This window comes from Halosimplex amylolyticum, assembly GCF_051414035.1.
GTDB classification, from domain to species: Archaea; Halobacteriota; Halobacteria; order Halobacteriales; family Haloarculaceae; genus Halosimplex; species Halosimplex amylolyticum.
Genome location: NZ_JBLKNW010000001.1, coordinates 982,535 through 1,003,582, shown reverse-complemented (window position 1 = coordinate 1,003,582; position 21,048 = coordinate 982,535). Strand labels below are relative to the sequence as shown.

At 66.0% G+C, this 21,048-nt stretch carries 18 protein-coding genes; 13 read left to right on the top strand and 5 right to left on the bottom strand.

Going from position 1 to position 21,048, the window contains the following annotated elements:
- Positions 1–214: 214 nt before the first annotated feature.
- Positions 215–2,941 carry a DNA-directed DNA polymerase gene (locus ACMGFE_RS04755; protein WP_436923937.1) on the bottom strand — a complete coding sequence of 909 codons (2,727 nt, stop codon included), beginning with the start codon at positions 2,939–2,941 and terminating at the stop codon, positions 215–217.
- A gap of 127 nt (positions 2,942–3,068) precedes the next feature.
- Between ACMGFE_RS04755 and ACMGFE_RS04750 the strand changes: the two genes are divergently transcribed.
- The 3 genes from ACMGFE_RS04750 (at position 3,069) to ACMGFE_RS04740 (ending at position 4,246) form a co-directional block, all read left to right on the top strand.
- Positions 3,069–3,275, top strand: coding sequence for a DUF7331 family protein (locus ACMGFE_RS04750; protein ID WP_436923936.1), 207 nt, complete (start codon positions 3,069–3,071; stop codon positions 3,273–3,275).
- Positions 3,276–3,356: 81 nt separating this feature from the next.
- Entirely contained in the window at positions 3,357–3,689 is a 333-nt protein-coding gene (locus ACMGFE_RS04745; protein WP_436923935.1) for a DUF7322 domain-containing protein, read from the top strand.
- Between the two features lie 110 nt (positions 3,690–3,799).
- Positions 3,800–4,246, top strand: coding sequence for a DUF7346 family protein (locus ACMGFE_RS04740; RefSeq protein ID WP_436923934.1), 447 nt, complete (start codon positions 3,800–3,802; stop codon positions 4,244–4,246).
- Between the two features lie 16 nt (positions 4,247–4,262).
- Here the strand turns inward: ACMGFE_RS04740 and rad50 are convergent, their stop codons facing one another.
- From rad50 to ACMGFE_RS04725, 3 genes are all read right to left on the bottom strand, one after another.
- A complete protein-coding gene (gene rad50 / locus ACMGFE_RS04735; RefSeq protein WP_436923933.1) occupies positions 4,263–6,962 on the bottom strand; it encodes a DNA double-strand break repair ATPase Rad50 in 2,700 nt (899 codons plus the stop codon).
- Positions 6,959–8,242, bottom strand: coding sequence for a DNA double-strand break repair protein Mre11 (gene mre11, locus ACMGFE_RS04730; protein ID WP_436923932.1), 1,284 nt, complete (start codon positions 8,240–8,242; stop codon positions 6,959–6,961). The genes rad50 and mre11 overlap by 4 nt, the downstream gene beginning before the upstream one ends.
- A 200-nt stretch (positions 8,243–8,442) precedes the next feature.
- A complete protein-coding gene (locus ACMGFE_RS04725) occupies positions 8,443–8,709 on the bottom strand; it encodes a MarR family transcriptional regulator (RefSeq protein WP_274323523.1) in 267 nt (88 codons plus the stop codon).
- 249 nt (positions 8,710–8,958) lie between these two features.
- Here ACMGFE_RS04725 and pan1 point away from each other — a divergent pair, with 249 nt between their 5' ends.
- The 10 genes from pan1 to ACMGFE_RS04675 all read left to right on the top strand — a co-directional run bounded on the left by pan1 (position 8,959) and on the right by ACMGFE_RS04675 (position 18,969).
- A complete protein-coding gene (gene pan1, locus ACMGFE_RS04720) occupies positions 8,959–10,170 on the top strand; it encodes a proteasome-activating nucleotidase Pan1 (RefSeq protein WP_436923931.1) in 1,212 nt (403 codons plus the stop codon).
- Positions 10,171–10,269: 99 nt separating this feature from the next.
- On the top strand, positions 10,270–10,410 hold the full coding sequence (locus tag ACMGFE_RS04715; RefSeq protein WP_436923930.1) for a hypothetical protein: 141 nt from the start codon (positions 10,270–10,272) through the stop codon (positions 10,408–10,410).
- 436 nt (positions 10,411–10,846) lie between these two features.
- Complete coding sequence (gene dgoD / locus ACMGFE_RS04710) at positions 10,847–11,980, top strand: galactonate dehydratase (RefSeq protein WP_436923929.1); 1,134 nt, start codon at positions 10,847–10,849, stop codon at positions 11,978–11,980.
- A 114-nt stretch (positions 11,981–12,094) separates the two neighbouring features.
- Complete coding sequence (locus ACMGFE_RS04705; protein WP_436923928.1) at positions 12,095–12,808, top strand: IclR family transcriptional regulator domain-containing protein; 714 nt, start codon at positions 12,095–12,097, stop codon at positions 12,806–12,808.
- A gap of 333 nt (positions 12,809–13,141) precedes the next feature.
- Entirely contained in the window at positions 13,142–13,300 is a 159-nt protein-coding gene (locus ACMGFE_RS04700; RefSeq protein ID WP_436923927.1) for a hypothetical protein, read from the top strand.
- A gap of 9 nt (positions 13,301–13,309) precedes the next feature.
- A complete protein-coding gene (locus tag ACMGFE_RS04695) occupies positions 13,310–14,074 on the top strand; it encodes an NAD-dependent epimerase/dehydratase family protein (RefSeq protein ID WP_436923926.1) in 765 nt (254 codons plus the stop codon).
- 71 nt (positions 14,075–14,145) lie between these two features.
- Entirely contained in the window at positions 14,146–15,033 is an 888-nt protein-coding gene (locus ACMGFE_RS04690; RefSeq protein WP_436923925.1) for a dihydrodipicolinate synthase family protein, read from the top strand.
- 73 nt (positions 15,034–15,106) lie between these two features.
- Positions 15,107–16,312 carry a mandelate racemase/muconate lactonizing enzyme family protein gene (locus ACMGFE_RS04685; RefSeq protein ID WP_436923924.1) on the top strand — a complete coding sequence of 402 codons (1,206 nt, stop codon included), beginning with the start codon at positions 15,107–15,109 and terminating at the stop codon, positions 16,310–16,312.
- 162 nt (positions 16,313–16,474) lie between these two features.
- Positions 16,475–18,688 carry a dipeptide ABC transporter ATP-binding protein gene (locus ACMGFE_RS04680; RefSeq protein WP_436923923.1) on the top strand — a complete coding sequence of 738 codons (2,214 nt, stop codon included), beginning with the start codon at positions 16,475–16,477 and terminating at the stop codon, positions 18,686–18,688.
- Between the two features lie 26 nt (positions 18,689–18,714).
- Positions 18,715–18,969 (top strand): hypothetical protein, encoded by a 255-nt coding sequence (locus ACMGFE_RS04675; protein ID WP_436923922.1) that lies wholly within the window; start codon positions 18,715–18,717, stop codon positions 18,967–18,969.
- A 183-nt stretch (positions 18,970–19,152) separates the two neighbouring features.
- On the opposite strand, the gene ACMGFE_RS04670 is transcribed toward ACMGFE_RS04675, so the two are convergent.
- Positions 19,153–21,012 (bottom strand): ABC transporter substrate-binding protein, encoded by a 1,860-nt coding sequence (locus ACMGFE_RS04670; RefSeq protein WP_436923921.1) that lies wholly within the window; start codon positions 21,010–21,012, stop codon positions 19,153–19,155.
- Positions 21,013–21,048 lie beyond the last annotated feature (36 nt).

Below are 21,048 nucleotides of genomic sequence, written 5' to 3'. Positions count from 1 at the left end.
CATCCTAAAACACGGTACTGTCGCTGATAATAGTTTCGAGTTTCCACGAGCGTCTTTTGCAAAACGGAAAGCGAAGTTTGGGAATGGGGAACATCTGCGCGTCGGCTGGATCGAAAGGGCGAAAATCAACCGACGGCGTCGGGACCTGGTTCTGTCCGAGTATCGGGGCCCGGTTTCAGCCGGGTGACATGGGTCTGGACCAGATTCCGCCCGCTCACATGAAGCTCTCTAACCCGGTCTGTTCCTGGCCGCTCTTGACCTCCTCCCAGGAGATGTCGAGCGCTTCGAGGACGCGCGCGATGGGGCCTTTCAGTGTCTTGTCAAGCATCTTGTCCCAGTCGACCTCGAACTCCTCGGGGACCTGGTCCGCGTAGTCGAAGCAGATGACCCCGTCACCGGCTGCCACCTCGCGCTTGAACTCGCCGTACAGCGGGTCCTCGGCCGGGTCGAGGTCGAGTTCCTCCTCCACCCGCTGGAAGAAGTCGGGGTGGACCGTGTCGAGGTAGAGCCGCTTGGGCTTGGAGCCGCTGGCGAAGTTCGTCCCCAGGAGGAGGTTGGCGTACTTCGCGCCGCGGACCTGTGCAGTGTCGGTGTCGTAGTTGTCGAGTTTCTTCCCGATCCCACCTGGAATACCCACGTCGTCGAGACTGACGTTCCCGGCCTGGTAGTCCTCGATGACGTCGTGGACGTAGTCTTTGACGTCCGCCAGGTCCTCGCCGTGGACGATCATCTCGATGACCTGCAACTGCACTTCCTTCGTGATCGGCGCGATGTCCGAGCGCTGGTACTCGAAGCCCGTGATGTCGATGTCGTCGACGTCCTTGCCCTCCTTCCAGACGATGTGGCCGGCGTAGCGCTTCTTCTTGCCCGCCTGGAAGAACCGCCGGTAGAGCTTCTCGAACTCGATCTGGAACCGATGGGAGTCGGCGTTGAGTTCTTCGCGCGCGAACTCGTCGTAGCGATCGTTGATGTGCTCCTCTATCTCGAAGGACTTCTCGATGGCGGCGTCCGTGTCGAGGTCGCCGAGTTCGAGCATGACTGAGTCCGTGTCCCCGTAGGTTACCTCGTACCCGAGCTCGCTCGACGCCTCGGCCGTGAAGCTGATGACCTCGCGATTGGTCGAGGTGACGCCGGCGCTCATCTCCCGGTCGTAGAGCCGGAAGCGGTCCCAGCCGAACACCCCGTACAGCGAGTTCATGATGACCTTCACCGCGGCCTGCTGGCGGTCGAACCGCTCGTAGTCCTCCGATCCGGGGTCGTTGTCGTTGCGCAGGGCCTTCTTCTCCTCGCGCTCTTCGAGGAGTTCGTCGACCATCTCCCGGATGATGCCGTCGGGTTCCTTCCGGAAGTGGACGCCCGTGGGCGTGCGGTAGGTCTGGCCGTCGAACGTCTCGGGGTTCACTTTGGTCTCGGGAGAGGCGTTGATGGTCGTCATCGACATCGGGTAGAGCGACTTCAGGTCCAGCACCGACACGTTCTCGCGGACGCCGGTGATGGGATCGAAGACGGCGCCGCCTTCGAACTCGTCGGTCGCCTCCTGCTGGCCCTTCGAGGGGAGCGCGAACTCGCCGTAGGCCTTGTGGAGGACGTACATGTCGACGGCGTCGCCCGCGGTCGGGGCGTCCTCGATCTTACAGCCGACGAGCTTGCGCGCCTCGTCCCAGAAGGCGATGATGTCCTGCTTGCGGTCGAGTTCGACGCACAGCTCCACGTCGCGGAGGTTGTATTCGAGCAGACGCTCGGGGTCGTCTTCCCACAGGTCGCCGATGTCGCCGGGGTAGCGTTCCTTGCCGACGCCCAGTTCGACCTCGCCGACGGCGTCCAGGCGATAGGACTCGAGTTCGCTGAACTGCGTCGCCTTGTACGCCCGCAGGAGGTCGAAGACGACCCGCCCCTTGATGTCCGGGCCGTTCCAGTCCGAGCGCCAGACCTCGTTCACCCGGGAGAGCCGGTCGATGTCGAGGTCGTAATCGTGACCCGGACCTGCCAGTTCCTCGACGCGGTCCAGGAAGTACGGCGCGTCGAAGTCGGCGAAGTTCCAGCCCGTGAGGATGTCGGGGTCGGTCTCCTCGATGTATTCGATGAAGGCGTCGAGCATCTCGGCCTCGTCGTCGAACACGCGCACGTCGGCGTCGATGTCGCTCTCGATCGGGTCGTACGCTTCGAGGGCGGCGGGGCCGTCGACGCCGTCCGGGGAGTTGTACAGCCAGTTGACGTACTCGTCGCGATAGGAGTCGTGGGAAGTGAGACAGACGATGGTCTCCTCGCCCTCCTCGGGGAACCCGTTGCGGTCGTCGACCTCGATGTCGAAGGTGTTCACCCGGGGAGTGGCGTTGGCGTCGACGGCCTCGACCTCCTGATGGGGGATCCGGAGGGTGCCGTCCTCGGTCCGACGCTCGGGGACCCGGACGCCGCTCTCGATGTCCTTGTCGATGAGCAGGCGGTTGGGGAAGAGGATGTCCGCCTCGTAGTGGTCGAACTCGTCGCGGACCTGACCGACGTCGCGCGGCGTGCGGCCGATGATCTTCGCGAGTCGCTCGCCACGGATAGACTCGAAGGGTTCGCCCTCGGGATCGGTCTCGCGGTAGTCGATCAGGCCGTCGTACTGCGCGATGCGTTCGTCGTCGACGTCGTCGATCGGCGCGTAGAAGTACGGCTCGAAGTCGTAGACCTCGACGTGTTCGAGTTCCGGCTGACCGTCGCCGCCGTCGGTTCGCCCGAAGACGTGGACGACCGGGAACTCCTCGTCGCCGCCGTACTCGACGGTGTAGTCGACCTGCGTGACCGTTATGGTGACCGTGCCCTCGGCCTCGGGGAACCGGGCCGAGTCGGCGTCGACCACCGTCGCGACCTCGCCGCCGTCGTCGCCGGCGACGTGGGCGGCTTCCTCGGCGGGCCGGTCGTCGCCGGCCCCGAAGTCCCCGAACTCCGTTTGCTCCATGATGGTCTCGCTTGGCAGCCACCGACTAAAATAACCGCGGTCTGGCTGGTCGTCCTCGGGGCGGCCGCGCAACGTCGCTGCAGGCAGAAGATACTTGTCACGGTGTCACAAACCCCGGCACGAAGCCATGACGGACCACACGACGCGCCGCGACGTGCTGGACAGTGGCGACAGCGAGCCGACGGCGGACGTGCGGGCGGCGCCGGCCGACACGGTCGGCGTCGCGGCCACAGACGCCTACGAGGTCGACGACGGCGTGGTCCTCTTCGACGTCGAGAACCCCCTCGCGTGGGTCGAAGCCGACGACGCGCTCGCGCTCGGGCAGATGACCTGAGCGGCCCGACCGGCTCGTCCCCGAGTGGCCCGGCCGGACCGAGTGGGAACCCTTTTTGCCGCCAGCGGGTAAGCGCCGCGTGTGTCAGGCGACGCGGACGAGGACGACGACGGCCTGCTGGGCAATCCCGAGCGCTTCGAGCCGTCGCTCGGGCCCGACGTCCCGGAGGTCGACGTCCCCTCGGTCCCGGACCCCGCGGAGTCGACCGACGTGGACGTCGACCCGGAGCTCAGAGCCACCTTCTGGCGGCTCGTCCTCGTCTTCGACGTCGCCTTCCTCGCGATGGCGGTCGGGCCCATGTTCGTCTTCTTCAGGGGCGACTGGGCGACCGGCGGGCCCATGTTCGTCCTCGGCGTCCTCGCGTTCGCCTACGGCGTCTCCCAGTACCGGCAGTACCGGGACCGCCCCGAGTGACCGGGCGTGGCGTCGGCCGGTTCGACGCCGCCGATCGGTTCCGCCGTCGAGCGCCGCGGACGGGTTCGACGACCGCAACGGCTAACCCCCCGAGTCGGCTACGGTCGCACATGCGAACGGTCCGCGACGAGTCCGGGCGACACTACCTCTTGCTGAAGGAGTCGAGCGAGTCCTCGCTCGTCCGCGACCCCCAGACCGGCGAGGAGCGCCACGTCGGAAACGATCGGCTGGAGCCCGTCGAGGGTGAATCGCCGCTGGAGACGACCAGCCGGGCGGTCGCGGCACCCGTCCGTGCCGTCGTCGGCGCTGTCCACGACGATCGGTCGCTCGGACTCTTACTCGAAATCGACGCCCGCAGTCCCGTCGACGTGCGGACGCTCATGGGCGCCGTCGACCTCTGCGAGAGCGACCTGCACGGGCTGTTGAGCGAGTTTCGCGCCGCCGGCCTGGTCGCCGAGACCGACGTGGCGGGCGTCAGGGGCTACGAAACGACCGAACGGGGCAGTGCGGGCCTGTCGACGCTCGTCGACGCCGACGAGCGCGCAGGCGACCGTTAAGACGATAGTTCGAGACTCAGTCGTCTGCGCCGACGACTTCGAGGAGTCGGTCCTCGGGTTCCTCGCGGACGACCGTCGAGCGGTTCGTCGTCGAGTCTTTCTCGACGCGGACGAGGTCGTCGGCGGCGCCGACGAGTTCCTCGTCGTGGCTGACGACGAGGATCTGCTCGACGCCGTACTCCCGCATCGCCTCGACGAGTTCGACCAGTTGCGAGACGTGGCCGGAGTCGAGGAAGACGGTGGGTTCGTCGAGGATGAGCGGCGGCATGGGCGCGGCGCCCTCGATCCCCTCGGCGAGCAGGCGGTAGATGGCACAGCGGAGACTCAGGTTGAACAGCGCGCGCTCGCCGCCGGAGAGCTGTTCGGGGTCGAGCGGCTCGCCGTCCTTCTGGTAGACGGTGAGCTCGTAGTCGCCCGAGAGCTCGATTCGGGCGTAGGAGTCGTTCTGGTAGACGAGATCGAAGATCTCGTTGAGCATGGCCTGGAGGCTCTCGACGTTGCGCTGGCGGAGCTCCGCGCGGAGGTCGCCGTACATCCGCTGGAGCTGCTCGGTCTCCTCGTAGAGCGAGTCGAGCCACTCGACGCGCTCGGCGAGGGCCTCGCGGCGCTCGCGCAGGGTCTCGAGTTCCTCGATCTCGTTCTCGACGCCGCCGATCGCGCTCTGTAACTCGTCGCGGCGCTCGCGCAGGGATTCGAGCTTCGCGTCGGCTTTCTCGACGTAGTCGGAAGCGGTCTCGCGCTGCTCGCGGGCCTGCTCGATGCGGCCCTCGTCGAACTCCTCTTGCAGGTTCGAGCGTCGTTCCCGTTTCTCGACGAGACGCTCCCGGCGCTCGTCGTTGGTCTCTTCGAGGTGGTCGCGGCGCTCGCGTAGACGCTCGATAGCGTCGGTGGCGTCCGCGATCGCGTCGAGCAGGTCCTCGACGCGTTCCAGCCGCTCCCGGTCCTCGCGGATCGTCGCGAGTTCGCCGTTGATCTCCCCGACCCGCTCGCGCGATTCGTCAGCTTCGTCCTCGTGTTCACCGGCCGCCTCCCGCTTGTCTGCGGCCTCGGATTCGTGCTCGTCGGCCTCCTCGCGGAGTCGCTCCGCCTGCTCGACTTTCTCCTCGACGGTCGCCTCCCGCTGCTCGACGAGCTGCTCGACGTTCGAGCGGTTGGTCCGACACTCCTGCACCTCGGACTCGATCTCCGCGAGTTCCTCCGCGCTGTCGAGCCGGTCTTCGAGATCTGACTGTCGCTCGTGCGCGGATTCGAGTTCGGCCTCCAGTTCGGCCAGGCGCTCGCGATCGTCGTCGATGGTCTCGACGTGCGGCGAGCCGTCCACGTCCTGCCCACACTCCGGGCACTTGCCGGCGTCGAGCAGCGCCTCGGCCTCCTCGATGGTCTCGCGCTGATTCTCGACGTCGGATTCGAGGCCCGCGACCGTCTCGCGGACCTCGCTGAGTTCGTCGGCGACCTCCTCGCGGAACGAATCAGCGGCGCCGAACTCGACCGGGGCGTCGTCGAACTCGGCTTCGAGCGTCTCGATGCGCTCGCCGAGTTCGTCGATCTTCTCGCGGCGGTCGGCGAGCGCCTCCCTCGTCTCGGCCACGTCAGATTCGAGGTCGTCGGCCTGTTCGCGCTTGTCTTCGGCCTGCGCGTCGAGGTCGTCGGCGGTCTCGCGGAGGTTCTCGGCCGTCGTCGAGTACTCGGTGACCGCCGACGTGACGTCGTTGAGCTCCTCCCGGAGCTCGTCCTCGCGGTCCCCCAGCGCGTCGAGGCGCTGGTCGACTGCCTCCGCATTCGGCGGGTCCTCGGCGTCGCCGTCGAGGTCCGTCTCGGGGAGCAGGCTCCCGAGTTCCTCGCGGCGCGCTGTGCGAGTCTCGCGGCGCTCGCCGATCTCGTCGGCCAGTTCCTCGCGGTCGCGCTCGGTCTCCGATATCTGTTCGCGCAGGTCCTCGACGTCGGATTCGAGGGCCGCGAGTTCCTCGCGTTTCTCCTCGTAGCTCTCCAGGATCTCGACGGCCCGATCGCGCGTCTCGACGGCCTTCTCCCGCTGTTCGTCGAATCGGTCTATCTCGCCGGAGACCTCCTCGTGCTCGGTCCGGAGGTCGTTGAGCCGGGCGTGGAGCTCCTTGTCCTCCTTGGTCTCGATCTGCTCGTCCAGTTGCGAGAGCGCGCCGCGCTTGTCGTCGCGGACGCGGCCGACGCCGACGCGGGCGTCGCTGGCGCGCTCGCGGTAGTCCTCGAGCTTGCCGAGTTGCAACAGCGAGTCGAGCATGTCCTGGCGCTGGCTCGGCGAGGCGTTGATGAGTTTGTTCACCTCGCCCTGGCGGACGTACGCGCAGTTGACGAACGCCTCGGCGTCCATCCGGAGGAGTTCCTGGACGTACGCGCGGACGTCGCGGGCGCCCTCGACGGTCGCGTCGGGCGCTTCGAGGACGCACTTCGCGGTCGTCGGCTGGTCGCCCGTCGCGCGGACGCGCCGTTCGACGTGATAGGACTTGCCCCCGTGTGCGAACCAGAGTTCGACCTCGGTGTCGTCCGCGCCGATGGTGACCACGTCGCCGAGATTGTTGTCGAGCCCCTTCGACCCGTAGAGGGCGAAGAAACACGCCTCTAGCAGCGACGACTTGCCGCTGCCGTTGAGACCGTGGATGACCGTCACGCCGCGGTCGAGCCGCAGGTCCGCGTCGTCGTAACACTTGAAGTTCGAGAGCCTGACGCGCTCGAACCTCACTGGTACTCACCCATCGTTGCCTGGTCCTCTGGGTCCTCCGGGACGGGATCGTCGTCGGAATCAGTGTCGGAATCGGCGCCGGGCGCTGCGTCGACCCCGTCGGTCCCGCCGTCTACCGTCGCTTCTGTCCCTGTCTCGGACTGGGCCTCCTCGTCGGTCTCCGGATCGACCGAGGCGAAGGCCGCAGCGTCGCCCGTGTCCACGAGGTCTGCGACCTGCGATTCGACCTCCTCGGCGACGTTCGAGTCGGCGATCTTGCTCGCGCGGACGGTCTCGTCGAGCGACCGGGCCGCGCTGCTCAGTCCGAGTTCGCGGACGCGGTCGCGGACGGCGTCGTCCGGGTCGGCGAAGGACACCTCGCGCTCGGTCTCCTCTGGCGTCTTGCGACGGTCCGTGACCCGAGCGACCAGCGCCCCCTGGTCGAGTGCGAACTCCTCGACCGTCGCGGGGGTGATCGGTTCGCCCTCGCCGTCGATGGTGACGACGACCACGGCGTCCGCGACGTCGTACTCGCCGACGCGCTGGCGGACGCGTTCGGCCCCTTCGCCCTCGCCGAGTTCGACGTCGACGAAGACGAACTCGCGGGTGTCGAGGCCGCGGCGGCGGACGTCCACGTCGCCGTCGAAGGTGACGAGGTTGTACCCGCGTTCCGCGCGCTCGGCGGCGCTCGTCCGTTCGGTCGACCCGCAGTAAGTGACCCAGGTGTCGTCGACCTCCGCGGTGTCGGGGTGGTGGTTGTCCCCCAGGAGGAGCGCGTCGAACTCGAGGTCGGCCGCCTCGAAGATCTCACGCGGGTCCCACTCGCCGAAGTCGAAGGGTTCGAACAGGCCGTGGGTGACCAGCGCGGCGTGGTCGCAGTCGTGGGGGTCACAGTCCATCTCGAAGTCCTCGCGCCGCGAGCGCGGGACGAAGTCGAGGCCGTAGAAGGCGGTGTCCCCGACCGCGACCGGTTCGGGCCCGAGGCGAGTCGCGAGACCGAGCGACTCGAAGAGGTCGAGCCACTGCCCTTCGCGTTTGGCCTCGTGATTGCCGACGATCGCCAGGAAGGGCACGTCGGCGTCGTCGAGGACCCGCAGGACCGAGAGCGTCCCCATGATGTCCTCGAGGGTCGGCCGCCGGTCGTGGAAGAGGTCGCCGGCGTGGACGACCGCGTCGACGTCGTCGGCCACCGCGTCGTCGACCACCTGCCGGAACGCGTCCAGGTAGTCCCGCTTGCGCTCCGGCCGGTGATACTGCCGGTAGCCGAGGTGGGTGTCCCCGGTGTGTATCACGCGCGTCATCTGTCACCGGCTACGAAACCCCCGCCTAAAGAGGTGTCGCGAGCGCGGTGAAAGTGTTCCTGCGCGGTACGGTCGGGCTACCGTGTGGACAGAGGGTCGCGCTCGAAAACGGTCGCGTCCGAGCCGGTTAGAGGCGAACGCCGCTCAGTCGTGTCCGATCTAGTTCGAAGTGAGCGCCGCTCACTCGACGCCGGCGTCGATCACTCGATGTCGAGCGTGTAGATGCGCTTTCGCGCGTCGGCGAAGGAGAACCGAGAACTGACGACGTCGACGTCCTCGAGACGGTTGAGGGCGTAGCGGACGGTCCGCGGCGGGAGGAGGGTCTCTTCGGCGAGCTGACTCTGGGTCAGTGCGTCGTTGTACTCCAGGGTCTTCGCGACCAGCTTCGCGCTGGGGGGCAGGTCGCGAACGGCGTCCCAGCCGTCCGCTGCCGGCGATTCGGGCTCCGCAGACTCGGGCGTACTCATCTCACCTTCGGCTTCTGGATACAGCCTAATAATATTTCCCGTTTCAAATTATTACCTCAGAGAATCTACCGGCAAGAACGACGACGGCCCGGTCGCGGGACCAGAACCGCAGTGGGCAATGGTAACGTATAACTCAGGCTTCGGGAGCCGATCGGGAGACAGCGCGCGTGCGGCCCGTGACGTGTCGGAACGGCAAGCAACCCGAACGACCCGAAACCTCTTATTATCTCATCCGCTAGCAGGGGTGTAATGACCGACACCGTGGACGAGGTGGACCTGCCGTACGACGACGACGCCTCCCAGCAGGACAAGATCGAGGCGCTCGAAGAGCGTCTCGAGGTCCTCGAATCCCAGAACGAGGAGATGCGCGACAAGCTCCTCGACGCGAACGCCGAGAACAACAAGTACCAGCAGAAGCTGGAGCGACTGACCCACGAGAACAAGAAGCTCAAGCAGTCGCCGCTGTTCGTCGCCACGGTGCAGGAACTCACCGACGACGGCGTCATCATCAAACAGCACGGCAACAACCAGGAGGCCATCACCGAGGTCACCGAGGAGATGCGCGACGACCTCGAACCGGACTCCCGCGTCGCCGTCAACAACTCCCTCTCGATCGTCAAGAGCCTCGAAGACGAGACGGACGTCCGCGCCCGCGTGATGGAAGTCGACCAGTCGCCCGACGTGACCTACCAGGACATCGGCGGCATCGAGGACCAGCTCGAAGAGGTCCGCGAGACGGTCGAGATGCCCCTGCAGAACCCCGGCATGTTCGAGGAAGTCGGCATCGACCCGCCGAGCGGCGTGCTCCTGCACGGCCCGCCCGGCACCGGGAAGACGATGCTCGCCAAGGCCGTCGCCAACCAGACCGACGCGACGTTCATCAAGATGGCCGGCTCCGAGCTCGTTCACAAGTTCATCGGCGAGGGCGCCAAGCTCGTCCGCGACCTGTTCGAACTCGCCCGCCAGCACGAGCCGTCGGTCCTGTTCATCGACGAGATAGACGCAATCGCGGCCAAGCGGACCGACTCGAAGACCTCCGGCGACGCCGAGGTCCAGCGGACGATGATGCAGCTGCTCTCGGAGATGGACGGCTTCGAGGACCGCGGCGAGATCCGCATCATCGCCGCCACCAACCGCTTCGACATGCTCGACCGCGCCATCCTCCGCCCCGGCCGCTTCGACCGCCTCATCGAAGTCCCCAAGCCGGACGTCGAGGGCCGCGAGCAGATCTTCCGGATCCACACGCGCAACATGAACCTCGACGAGGAACTCGACTTCGAGAAGCTCGCCGACCTCACCGGCGAGGCCTCGGGCGCGGACGTCAAGGCGGTCTGCACCGAGGCCGGGATGTTCGCCATCCGCGACGACCGGACCGAGGTCCGCATGCAGGACTTCCTCGAAGCCTGGGACAAGATCCAGGCGGAGGAAGACGACGAAGACATCTCGCGGACGTTCGCGTAGACGCACTCGGTCCACCTCGGTCCTCACGCGTCGTTCTCCGCGACCGCGGCCGTTTTCCGTCGACCGAATCCCTAAGTTCCGGGTAGCCGAAGGCTCTGTATGAACGCGTTCGACCGGTTCGACCACCCGGCGTGGATAACTGCAGTCGGCACGCTCGCCAGTTACGGACTGATCCTGCTGGTCATGTTCCTCGCGCTGTTCGTCGTCCCGTTTTTCGTCTACACGTCGGTCGTCGCCTGATCGGGTGCCCGTCTCGGACCAAGCAGGAGTTCTCCGCGGACTGAACAGGGACTTCCCGCGATCCGAATTGGGACTTCCCGCGATCCGAATTGGGACTTCCCGCGGACCCGACCACGACTGCTCGCGAAGTCGCTACCGAACGTGATCGGGTCGAGGGTCGTATCCGCGTTCGGATGTCGAATGACTTCTGGAATGAAAGCCCGATAAAGATCGGTACCGCGCGTCTCGAACGCGCCGTCGAAGGCTTCGATTGCCTACTCGAAGCACTCCCGCATGTCGCCGACGCCCCCGTAGACGGTGACGAGTCCGACGACCGCTTGGTATCTGCCGGCAGCTCTCCGCGTCTACTCCCTCCGAAAGAGCGGGTACCGGTACAGTTCCGACGCCCGACACGCCGCTGATAACCCTTAACACGGTCGGGGATAGTGTGTGAGACATGGCCCAGATCGTCGACTACGAGCTCTTCAAAGTCCCCCCGCGGTGGCTCTTTCTGAAGATCGAAACCGCGGACGGGACCGTCGGGTGGGGCGAACCGATTCTGGAAGGGCGGGCCGAGACCGTCAAGACGGCCGTCGAGGAACTGATGGAGGGCTATCTCCTCGGCGAGGACTCGAGCCGGATAGAGGACCACTGGCAGCGGATGTACCGCGGCGGGTTCTACCGCGGCGGTCCCGTCCTGATGAGCGCCATCGCCGGCATCGACCAGGCGCTGTGGGACATCAAGGGCCGGTACTCCGGAGAGCCGGTGTACGACTTGCTCGGTGGGCGGACCCGCGAGCGGGTACAGGTTTACAAGAAGATCGTCTCGGAGGACCGCGAGGAAGTGGCAAAGCTGACCGCCGACGCGGTCGAGGAGGGGTACACCACGCTCAAGCTCCTGACGGCCTATCAGACCTCGTCGATCGAATCGACCGCCGACATCGACGCGATCTGTGAGACGATGCGGATCGCTCGCGAGGCCGCCGGCCGCGACGTCGACATCGGGATCGATCTGCACGGACACATCTCTGCGACGATGGCTCCGCGCCTGCTCTCGCGACTCGCCGAGTTCGACCCGATGTTCGTCGAGGAACCGGTCCGGCCGGAGCACCTCCGGATGTTAGACCCGAAGGGGTCCCACGACGTACCCCTCGGTTTCGGCGAGCGCCTCTACTCGCGCTGGGAGTTCGCGCCCCATCTCGAGTCTGGACGGCTCGACATCGCCCAGCCGGACATCTCCCACGCGGGCGGGATCACGGAGATCAAGAACATCGCGTCGATGGCGGAGACCTACGGCGCGCAACTGATGATGAGCTGTTCAGTCGGCCCGATCGCCTACGCGGCGAGCACCCAGCTCAGTCATCACCTCTCGAACGCCGTCCAGCAGCCCTCGCTCGGCGAACGCTACGTCGATGCCTACGTCGAAAACGTCGGAACTATCCAGAGTGAGAACGGATACGTTTCCCTTTCCGACGAACCCGGGCTCGGCATCGAGGTCGACGAGGACGGGATCCGCGAACACGCCGGACAGGGCAGTGACTGGCGCACGCCGATCCGCCGCTACGACGACGGTAGCATCGCCGAGTGGTAACGGCCCCGACCGACTACGCGTTTTCCGAGGGGGACGAAATGGGCCGTCACCACTGTCACGCGCCCCGTGTGTACTAACAGTATACTTATTGGCGCGTCTCCCGTTCGTGGGGCTATGACACAGGGTGATCGGATCGCGGCCACGGAGACCGCGTTTGAGATCCTCGACGTGATCCACGGGCACGACGGGGCGTCCGCCGCAGAGATCTCCGGGGCAACCGGGTTGTCCCGCGCGGGCGTCTACAAGCACCTCCGGACACTCGACGCCATCGACGCGGTCAGCAACCGCGACGGGGTTTACGTGATCGGGCCGAAGCTCACGGACTACGGACTCGCGAGGGGCGGATCGGGGGTTGTCCTCGATCAGACCGAGCGAATCGACGAACTCGCCCGCTCGCTCGACGCGTCGACGAACCTCTGGAGCACGCGAAACGACACCTGTACCTGCGTCCACACCTCGCTCGCCGACGACCGTGACGGGTATCCGAGGGCCCACGGCGACACGGAACGCCTCACCGAGAGTCCGCCGGGGAAGGCGATCCTGGCGCATCGACCGCCCGAGCGCCGATCGGATCTGCTCGGCGACGGGGGCGACGACCTCCTCCCCCAGCTCGAAACCCTTCGCGAGCGACAGCTACTCGAGGAGACGCTCCCCGACGCACCGGAGTGGGTATCGATCGCGACGCCCGTTCTCTCCCCCTCCGACGAACCCGTCGCCGCCATCGAAGTCGTCATTCCCGCAGAGCGCGCCGCCGGGATCGACGTCAAGAACAATATTCAAGGATTACTGATAGATACAGCGAATCAGATCAGGGTTGATATGTTGTAACGAATTGTGTTCCCGGGATTCATTACGTCGACAAAACCCGCAGCTACGCCCGCATTGATGTATAATTCGACGTTTAATGCCAAGCTCAACGCATAGTTCGTCTGACCGATACACCCTCACCGGGACAGAGACCAATATCAGCTATTGGATACCTCTATTCCGAATATATCGCAACTCACCACCGACGAGACCTGGTACCTGACAATTTATCCAATTGGAATAATATAAGAACAGCATCACTATATGTATTTTGGTAGAAATCGAGTGGCAGAAGAGAAGAGACGTTTCTCCGGAGCGAATCCAGAACCGGTGAGTGAGAGGAGCGTTCATGTAATGGTAGAGAGAGCAGACTACGGGCTGCTCGGGGGACCGCCGCGTTGGCTCTTCCTGAAAGTCGAGACGAGCGATGGGACACCGTTCGAGCGGTCGACGGCCACCGGAGCGCACCGGGTTCACGATCGCGCCCAGAAGTTTTTTGCGAGCGACTCCTGAGTCATGGGTATGAACATCGCAGTGACCGGTGCGGCCGGGAGCGTCGGGCGCGAGGCGATACGGGCGTTCGACGATCACGACGTGACGCCCGTGACGCATCGAGAGCACGACGACATCGAGAGCACAGTCGTCGAGATAGAAGACCGAGCGGCAGTCGCCGACGTCGTCGACGGCCACGACGTCGTCGTCCACCTCGCGGCTAATCCCAGCCCCGGCGCCGACTGGGACGACCTGCTGGGCCCGAACGTCGAAGGGACCTACAACGTCTACGCCGCCGCCCTCGAATCGGGCGTCGAACGGGTCGTCTTCGCCTCGACCAATCACGTCCACCAGAGCCACCTCTACGGCGGGAGACACGACGTCGAGTCGCTCCCGGACGATCCCGATCCCATCAGTGCCGACGACCCGTTTCGGCCCGACTCGTTCTACGGCGTGTCGAAGATCACCGGCGAGGCCCTGGGCACCTACCACGCCGACGAGAACGACATCGACGTGGTCAACCTCCGGATCGGCTGGCTCCTCTCGCGGGAGGAACTCCGCGAGCGACAGGCCGAGGGCGGAAAGGTCGCGCAGTTCGCCCGCGCGATCTGGCTCTCGCCAGACGACTGCCGACGGGGGATCCGCAAGGCGGCGACGGAACCGCTGACGGACAACCCGGTCGACGCGAACCTCGTCTCGAACAACCGCGAGAACTACTTCTCCCTCGTCGAGGCCCGCTGCGGCTTCGACTACCACCCGCAGGACGACGCCAGCGAGGTCGTCGCCGACGACTGACCCCCGACCGTCCACTCTTCGGCCCAAAATTTAAATATTATTGGTATAGTCGTTGCGGTAGCCCACTCATGATGCCAGCCGCGCCCGGGAACTGTCCCATCGTAGCCACGCCGTTCACCGCGGACGGCGCTGTCGACCACGAGAGCCTCCGGAACGAGATCCACACCATCGCCGACGCTGGCTGCGAAGCCGCGACGATGTTCGGGATCGCGAGCGAGTTCTTCAAACTGTCCGACGACGAGCGCCTCACCGTCGCCGAGACCGTCGTCGACGCGTGCGGCGCGGCCGGGATCGCGAGCGTCCTCTCCGTGACTCACGGCGCGACCCGCGTCGCCGTCGAGCACGCCGAGACCTACGACGCGCTCGGTGCCGACTGCGTGATGGTCTTTCCGCCGCGTCGACGTGGCACGGCCGAAGAGGTTCTCGACCACGTCCGCCGGATCGGCGAGGCCGTGTCGGTCCCGGTGATGGTCCAGCACACGCCGCGCAACGTCGACGTCGAGCCTGAGCGCTTCGCCGCCCTCAACCGCGAGGTGCCGAACGTCCGCTACTTCAAGGTCGAACTCGACCCGCCGGGGCCGTACATCTCCGACCTCGACGACGAAACCGGCGACGACGTGTCGATCCTCGTCGGCAACTGGGGCTTCGATGTGATCGACGCCTACGACCGCGGTGCGGTCGGTGTGATGCCTATCGCCATCTACCCGGAACTCTACGTCGCGATCGACGGCGCACACCGGAGCGGCGACCGCGAGCGCGCCGTCGATCTGCACGCGGCGCTGCTCGCCTTCCTCAACGAGATACGCGGCGTCCCACACGCCAAATGGGTCATGCGTGAGCGCGGCGTGATCGACTCCGCCTACTGTCGGCCTCCCGTCGGCGACCAGGGCGACGAGCGCACGCAGGCCCGCCTCGAAGCCGCCCACGAGCGCCTTCGCGAGACAGTCGAGGAGATCTGACTCCCGGCACGGCGGCCAGAGACGCAAAGAGATTTAGGTCCTCCTGGTGATCTTCCGCTGGAAGTGATACCAGATGGAGATCACCGGCATTAGTGCCGTCCTCGTCGAGGGGAACTTCGACTGGCCGCTCGTTCGCGTCGAGACCGACGAAGGCGTCACCGGCTACGGGGAGGTGCGCGACCACGGTCGCGGACAGTTCGACCCCGCGGAGACGTTCTACGTCGACGACCCGCTAGACCTGGCGCTCGCGCTCGAACCCGAGCTCGTGGGCGAGGACCCGACCAACGTCGCAGAACGGTTCGAGGCCATCAGACGCTACGGCGGCTGGGGGCGCGCGGGCGGCGGCGTCAGCGGGGTCGAGATGGCGCTGTGGGACGCGTACGGGAAGTCGGTCGGCGAACCGGTCTGGAAACTGCTCGGAGGGAAGTACCGAGACGACGTGCGCGTCTACTGCGACTGTCGAGCGGGCGAACCGGTCGCCGACTCCGCGACCGACTACGCGCTGGACGCCAACGACTACACCCCGGAGGGATACGCCGACCACGCCGCACAGCGGGAGGCCGAGGGCTTCGACTTCCTCAAGTTCGACCTGATGCCGTCTGCGCTGGAACACGTCACCGGCGAGGCGGGCGTCCGCGACGGCAACGTCACGAAAGCGGGTCTCGACTACGTCGAGGAGGTCACCGCTTCGATCCGGGAGGCCGTTTCCGCCGACACCGACGTCGGGTTCGACTGCTACGAGCTCTCGCGGTTTCCCGTCTCCGACGCCGTTCGCTTCGCCGAGCGCCTCGACGGGTACGACCTGGCAGTCGTCGAAGACGTAGTGCCCGACGACGACGTGAGCGGGTGGTCGCGAGTGACCGACGCCGTCGCGACGCCGACGATCACCGGCGAGGACCTGTACACCGTCGACGGGTTCCGCCCGCTGATCGAGTCCGGAGCCGTCGACGTGGTCGGCCCGGACCTGTTGACAGCGGGCGGGATCCGCGAGACGAAACGGATCTGTACGTTCGCGAACCAACACGGGATGCCCGCGAACCTCCACTTCGCCGGCTCGCCCGTCGGCTTCGCGGCGAGCGTTCACGCCGCGGCTGCCGTCGAGGACCTGCTGGGCCTCGAGTTCCACGCCGTCGGCGTCCCGTGGTGGGGGGACCTCGTCGAGGAGTCGCTCTTCGCTGACGGCCGCGCGCCCGTCCCCGAGGATCCCGGGCTCGGCGTCACGCTCGACGAGGACGCGATCTTCGCCCACGCCCGCGAGGACCAGTGGGTGACGAACTGACGACGGATTCGAACCGCTTCTGCCTCTGAGTTCGCGCGCCCCCACACGCGAACGAGAGGCGTAACACAATTATACCGGAAGATAGTGTATTGGTCACATGGTCGGTACAGTTCAGTTCGGTCGCCGGAGAGCCGCGAGTGGCACGACGGGGTGTGGTGACTGATGGCCCAATCGTACGAGGAGTCGTCCGACGCCGTGACGGACCCGATCCTCGAGGTCGACGGGGCGAGCGTCACGTTCGACATGTCGCGTGGCACGTCGCGCGTGCTCGACGACGTGAGCATGGACATCGAGCGGGGCGAGATCCTCGGCGTCGTCGGGGAGTCCGGCTCGGGCAAGTCGATGTTCGCGTCCGCGCTCCTCGACGCCGTCGTCGAGCCGGGACGGCTCACCGGCGAGATCACCTACAACCCCGAGAACGGGCAGTCGGTCGACGTGCTCGACCTGAGCGACGAGGAACTGCGTCGCCTGCGCTGGGAGAAGATATCGATGGTGTTCCAGGGGGCGATGAGCTCCTTCGATCCCACCATGCGGATCGGTGCGCAGTTCCGCGAGACCATCGAAGCACACGACGAGGACATGGACGAGGGGATGGCCCGCGCCCGGCAGCTCCTCGAGGACCTCTATCTCGACCCCGAGCGCGTCCTCGGCTCGTTCCCGCACGAACTGAGCGGGGGGATGCAACAGCGCGCGCTGATCGCCCTCTCGCTCATCCTCGAACCGGACGTGCTCGTGATGGACGAGCCGACGGCTGCGCTGGATCTCCTGATGCAGCGGTCGATCATCGCCCTGCTGGACACGCTCCAGGAGGAGTACGACCTGACGATGGTCTTCATCTCCCACGACCTGGAGCTGGTGAGCGAACTCGCCGACCGCATCGGCGTGATGTACGCCTTCGAGATGGTCGAGGTGGCCGCATCGAACGACGTGATCACCGACTCGAAACACCCCTACACGCGCCAGCTGATCAACGCGACGCCTAACCTCGACACGCCGGTCGACGCCATGCGCCCCATCGAAGGGGAGGCGCCCGACCCCGTCGCCGTACCCGAGGGTTGTTCCTACGCGCCGCGGTGCTCGATGGCCGACGTGGACTGCCAGACCGAGGACCCGCCGCTCGTCGAGGTCGAACCCGGTCACAGCTCGGCCTGTCACTACGCCGACGACGTGGAGTCGGAGATACCGCTCAGCATCAACGAGTACCTGACCGGCGACGACCCGACCACCGGCGACACGTCGGTCACCGTCGACCGGACGGGCGACTCGCCGGTGCTCACGCTCGACGACGTGGAGGTCCACTTCGAGGAGGAGCAGGGCTTCATCGAGGGTCTTCGCGAGGAGCCGGGCGTCGTCCAGGCCGTCGACGGCGTCTCGCTCGACATCTACGAGAACGACGTGGTCGCGCTGGTCGGCGAATCCGGCTGCGGGAAGACGACGCTTGGCAAGGCAGCCATCGGCGCGCAACGAGCGACTGGCGGCACCGTCGCCTATCGCGGCCAGGACATCTGGGAGGCCAACGACGGCGGCGCCGACGTCGAAATCCAGTGGGACGAGATCCGCCGCTCGCTGCAGATCATCCACCAGGACCCCGGGAGCGCGCTCACGCCGCACAAGACGGTCCAGTCGACGCTCGAACGTCCGCTCAAGATCTGGGAATCCGGGATGAGCATGCAGGACCGCGAGGCGCGCATCTTCGGGATGCTCGAGCGCGTCGGCATGAAGCCGGCCGACGATTACGCCAACCGCTACCCCCATCAGCTGTCAGGTGGGGAGAAACAGCGCGTCGCGCTCATCCGCGCGTTGCTGATGAATCCGGACCTGATCCTCGCCGACGAGGCCGTCAGCGCGCTGGACGTGTCCCTGCGGGTGGACATGATGGACCTCATGCTCGACCTCCAGGACCAGTTCGACACCTCGTTCCTCTTCATCAGCCACAACCTCTCGAACGCCCGCTACCTCGCGAAGAAGACCGGCGGACGCATCGGCATCATGTACCTGGGCGAACTCGTCGAGGTCGGACCGGCCGACGAGGTGCTCGAAGACCCGAAACACCCATACACGAAGGTGCTGCGGTGGGCGACGGCCAACCTCGACCCCGAGGAGTCCAACGTCGAGCAACCGCCGCTGCGCGAGATAGACGTGCCCGACCCGCTCGACCCGCCGTCGGGGTGTCGGTTCCACACCCGCTGTCCCGAGGCCCGCGAGGTCTGCAAGCGCGAGGCGCCCGGGATGGCGGAGGCCGGCGCGGAGTCACAGGTCGCCTGCTTCCGGGCCGTCGACGACCACGAGTACTGGGACAGCGAGCCGCTCGCCGACGGCGACTTCGGAACCCTCGACGACGCCGGCGCGCAGCGGTCCGAATCATCGAGCGATTAATACGTCCGGCCCCGCTGTCTGTTGCTATGCCGATCGCGTCCGACGACGCGCCGCTCACCGAGCGCCTCTGGGACTACGTCTGTCCGTTCCAGAAGTACATTCTCGTCGTCGCCGTCGTGGAAGTGCTCTTGCTCCTGTTGCTCGCGTTCTCGCTCGCCGTCGGCGTCCAACCGGGGACGTCGTCGTACTACATCGTCATCGTCGACATCGCCGTGATAGTTCCGACGCTCCTGGCCGCCGCCTACGCCTACCGACGCTGTCAGCGCCGCCAGCGCGTCTGAACGGTCGCGACGTGTCCGTCAACAGCGTCGTGGAGACGTGACCGGGACTCGCTGCTGCTCTCGGTCGCGTCGGCTGCGAAAAATGAACCGTCGAACGAGTGCCCGGCGGCGTCACGCGAGCGACGTGGATTCCGCGACGAGTCCCCGCCACGACGGTCGAGTGCGCGATGCCCCGTCGAATGCTCAGTTCGTCGGGTAGAGGTCGCCCGTCCGGACCCACCACTCGGTGGGGTAGAACGCGTCGTAGTGCTTGCTGTCCTCGGGGGCGCTGTTCCAGCCCTTCGTCGAGATGTACGAGGTGGAGACCCCCTGCGTCATCGGCAGGGTCGGCAGGTGCTGGTTGTACACCCACGCGATCTGCTTGACGATGTCCCGGGCGGCCTGCGGGTCTGTCTCGGTGTAGAGCTCGTCGAGCTTGGCCTGGACGTCGACCTCAGTGCTCCCGGATCCGTTCATTGCGGGCACCTCGATGGTGGTTTCGTTGTTGATCTGTTTCTGGCGATTGATGAAGTCACGCTGGTAGCCGCTGTAGGGGTGGGGCGCCCACCAGTAGAACAGCGTCATGTCGAAGTCTGCGCTGGACCGGCGGTTGGAGAACTGCGTGCCCGGCTGGCTGGAGAGGTCTGTGTTCAGCCCGTAGTCGTCGAAGATGGTCTTGGCCGTCTCCGCGACGCGGCTCGGGTTCTCCCAGGTAGGGGTCAGGATCTCGAAGGTGACCTCCTCACCGCTGGAGTCGACGAGCGTCCCGTCCTCCATGGCGTAGCCGGCCTCTTCGAACAGCGCGGTCGCCCGTTCGGTGTTGGTGCCCTCGTAGGTCTCGTACTGCTCCAGCGAGTCTCCGAGCCAGTTGGGCGCCATCTTGTTGGTCAGCCCGACCACGTTCTCGACGTAGCTGTGGGCCGGCAGCGTGTTCTCGGCCATGCGCTGGCGGTCGAGCAGGTGGGCGATCCCCTGGCGCACCTTGCGGTCGCCGAGGAACGAGTGTTCCATGTCGACCGAGAGGTTCCAGCCGCCGGAGGCGGTCCCGGACTGGATCTTCGTGACGTGGTCGGGGAGTTGCTGCTGGGTCGACTTGGGGACGGACATGTGGGCCTGTCCGTCCAGTTCGTCGCCGAGGAACGACGAGACGATCGAGTTCAGGTCTGCGAGGTACTTGTAGACGTACTCGGTGAACGGGACCGGCCGGTGGTAGTCCTCGAAGTTCGTGAGGACGAGCTCCTTGGAGCCCGCGCGCTCGAACTGGAAGGGGCCGTTGCCGATGGGCTCCTCGATGGACCACTTCTGCAGGTCCGCCAGCACCTGGTCCGTCCCGGAATCGGTCGTGGTGTCCTGGAGCTTCTCGAGCCACTCGACGAACTGGCTGTGTTTGACGACGCCCTCCATCTGGAGGCTGTTCCAGAGGATGTCCGGGTTGACGGCCTCGCCGAGCGAGATCTCGACGGTCTTCTCGTCGGCGACGGTGAACGACTCGACGTTACCGAGCGCGTCGTTCACGTACTGCTCCATCTTGTAGTGAGTCACCAGGTCGCGCGCTTCGTACGTGTCCCCGTTGTGCCACGCGGCGTCCTCGCGGATGTTCAGCGTGACGGCCGTGTTCTCCGGGTCGTAGCTGCGCCCAGTCAGGAGCGTCCCTTCCTCCATGTAGTCCTTGCCGGTCTTCGGGAGGGGCTGCCACAACTCGTCGTACAGCACCATGTTCGGGTGGTTGTTGTCCCCGATGAGCAGTCGCTTGGGGTTGTACGGGTTGTACTGACCCTCGTTGGGCACGACGCCCATCCCGATCTCGAACCGTCCCTCGCGCGGGAACGTGTTCGCGACCGAGGTCTCCGTCGGGGACGACTCGCCGTCGCCGCCGTCACCGGAGCTGCCGTCCGACCCGTCGCCACTCGATCCGTCACCGCCCGATCCGTCGCCCGATCCGTCGCCCGATCCGTCACCCGAGGAATCGCCCTGCGAACAGCCGGCCAGTCCGGCCGCGCCACCGACGACGCCGGTCGCTGCGATCCATTCGAGATACTCTCGACGGTCTATGTCCTTACTCATGGTTGGCTTGGAAAGCCCTCATCCGATCAATGAAAA

Excerpts from the sequence above, each read along its gene's own strand:
- ACMGFE_RS04755 (WP_436923937.1), bottom strand. The coding sequence starts at position 2,941 with ATGGAGCAAACGGAGTTCGGGGACTTCGGGGCCGGCGACGACCGGCCC.
- ACMGFE_RS04750 (WP_436923936.1), top strand. The coding sequence starts at position 3,069 with ATGACGGACCACACGACGCGCCGCGACGTGCTGGACAGTGGCGACAGC.
- ACMGFE_RS04740 (WP_436923934.1), top strand. The coding sequence starts at position 3,800 with ATGCGAACGGTCCGCGACGAGTCCGGGCGACACTACCTCTTGCTGAAG.
- mre11 (WP_436923932.1), bottom strand. The coding sequence starts at position 8,242 with ATGACGCGCGTGATACACACCGGGGACACCCACCTCGGCTACCGGCAG.
- ACMGFE_RS04725 (WP_274323523.1), bottom strand. The coding sequence starts at position 8,709 with ATGAGTACGCCCGAGTCTGCGGAGCCCGAATCGCCGGCAGCGGACGGC.
- pan1 (WP_436923931.1), top strand. The coding sequence starts at position 8,959 with ATGACCGACACCGTGGACGAGGTGGACCTGCCGTACGACGACGACGCC.
- ACMGFE_RS04715 (WP_436923930.1), top strand. The coding sequence starts at position 10,270 with ATGAACGCGTTCGACCGGTTCGACCACCCGGCGTGGATAACTGCAGTC.
- dgoD (WP_436923929.1), top strand. The coding sequence starts at position 10,847 with ATGGCCCAGATCGTCGACTACGAGCTCTTCAAAGTCCCCCCGCGGTGG.
- ACMGFE_RS04705 (WP_436923928.1), top strand. The coding sequence starts at position 12,095 with ATGACACAGGGTGATCGGATCGCGGCCACGGAGACCGCGTTTGAGATC.
- ACMGFE_RS04700 (WP_436923927.1), top strand. The coding sequence starts at position 13,142 with ATGGTAGAGAGAGCAGACTACGGGCTGCTCGGGGGACCGCCGCGTTGG.
- ACMGFE_RS04695 (WP_436923926.1), top strand. The coding sequence starts at position 13,310 with ATGAACATCGCAGTGACCGGTGCGGCCGGGAGCGTCGGGCGCGAGGCG.
- ACMGFE_RS04690 (WP_436923925.1), top strand. The coding sequence starts at position 14,146 with ATGCCAGCCGCGCCCGGGAACTGTCCCATCGTAGCCACGCCGTTCACC.
- ACMGFE_RS04685 (WP_436923924.1), top strand. The coding sequence starts at position 15,107 with ATGGAGATCACCGGCATTAGTGCCGTCCTCGTCGAGGGGAACTTCGAC.
- ACMGFE_RS04680 (WP_436923923.1), top strand. The coding sequence starts at position 16,475 with ATGGCCCAATCGTACGAGGAGTCGTCCGACGCCGTGACGGACCCGATC.
- ACMGFE_RS04675 (WP_436923922.1), top strand. The coding sequence starts at position 18,715 with ATGCCGATCGCGTCCGACGACGCGCCGCTCACCGAGCGCCTCTGGGAC.
- ACMGFE_RS04670 (WP_436923921.1), bottom strand. The coding sequence starts at position 21,012 with ATGAGTAAGGACATAGACCGTCGAGAGTATCTCGAATGGATCGCAGCG.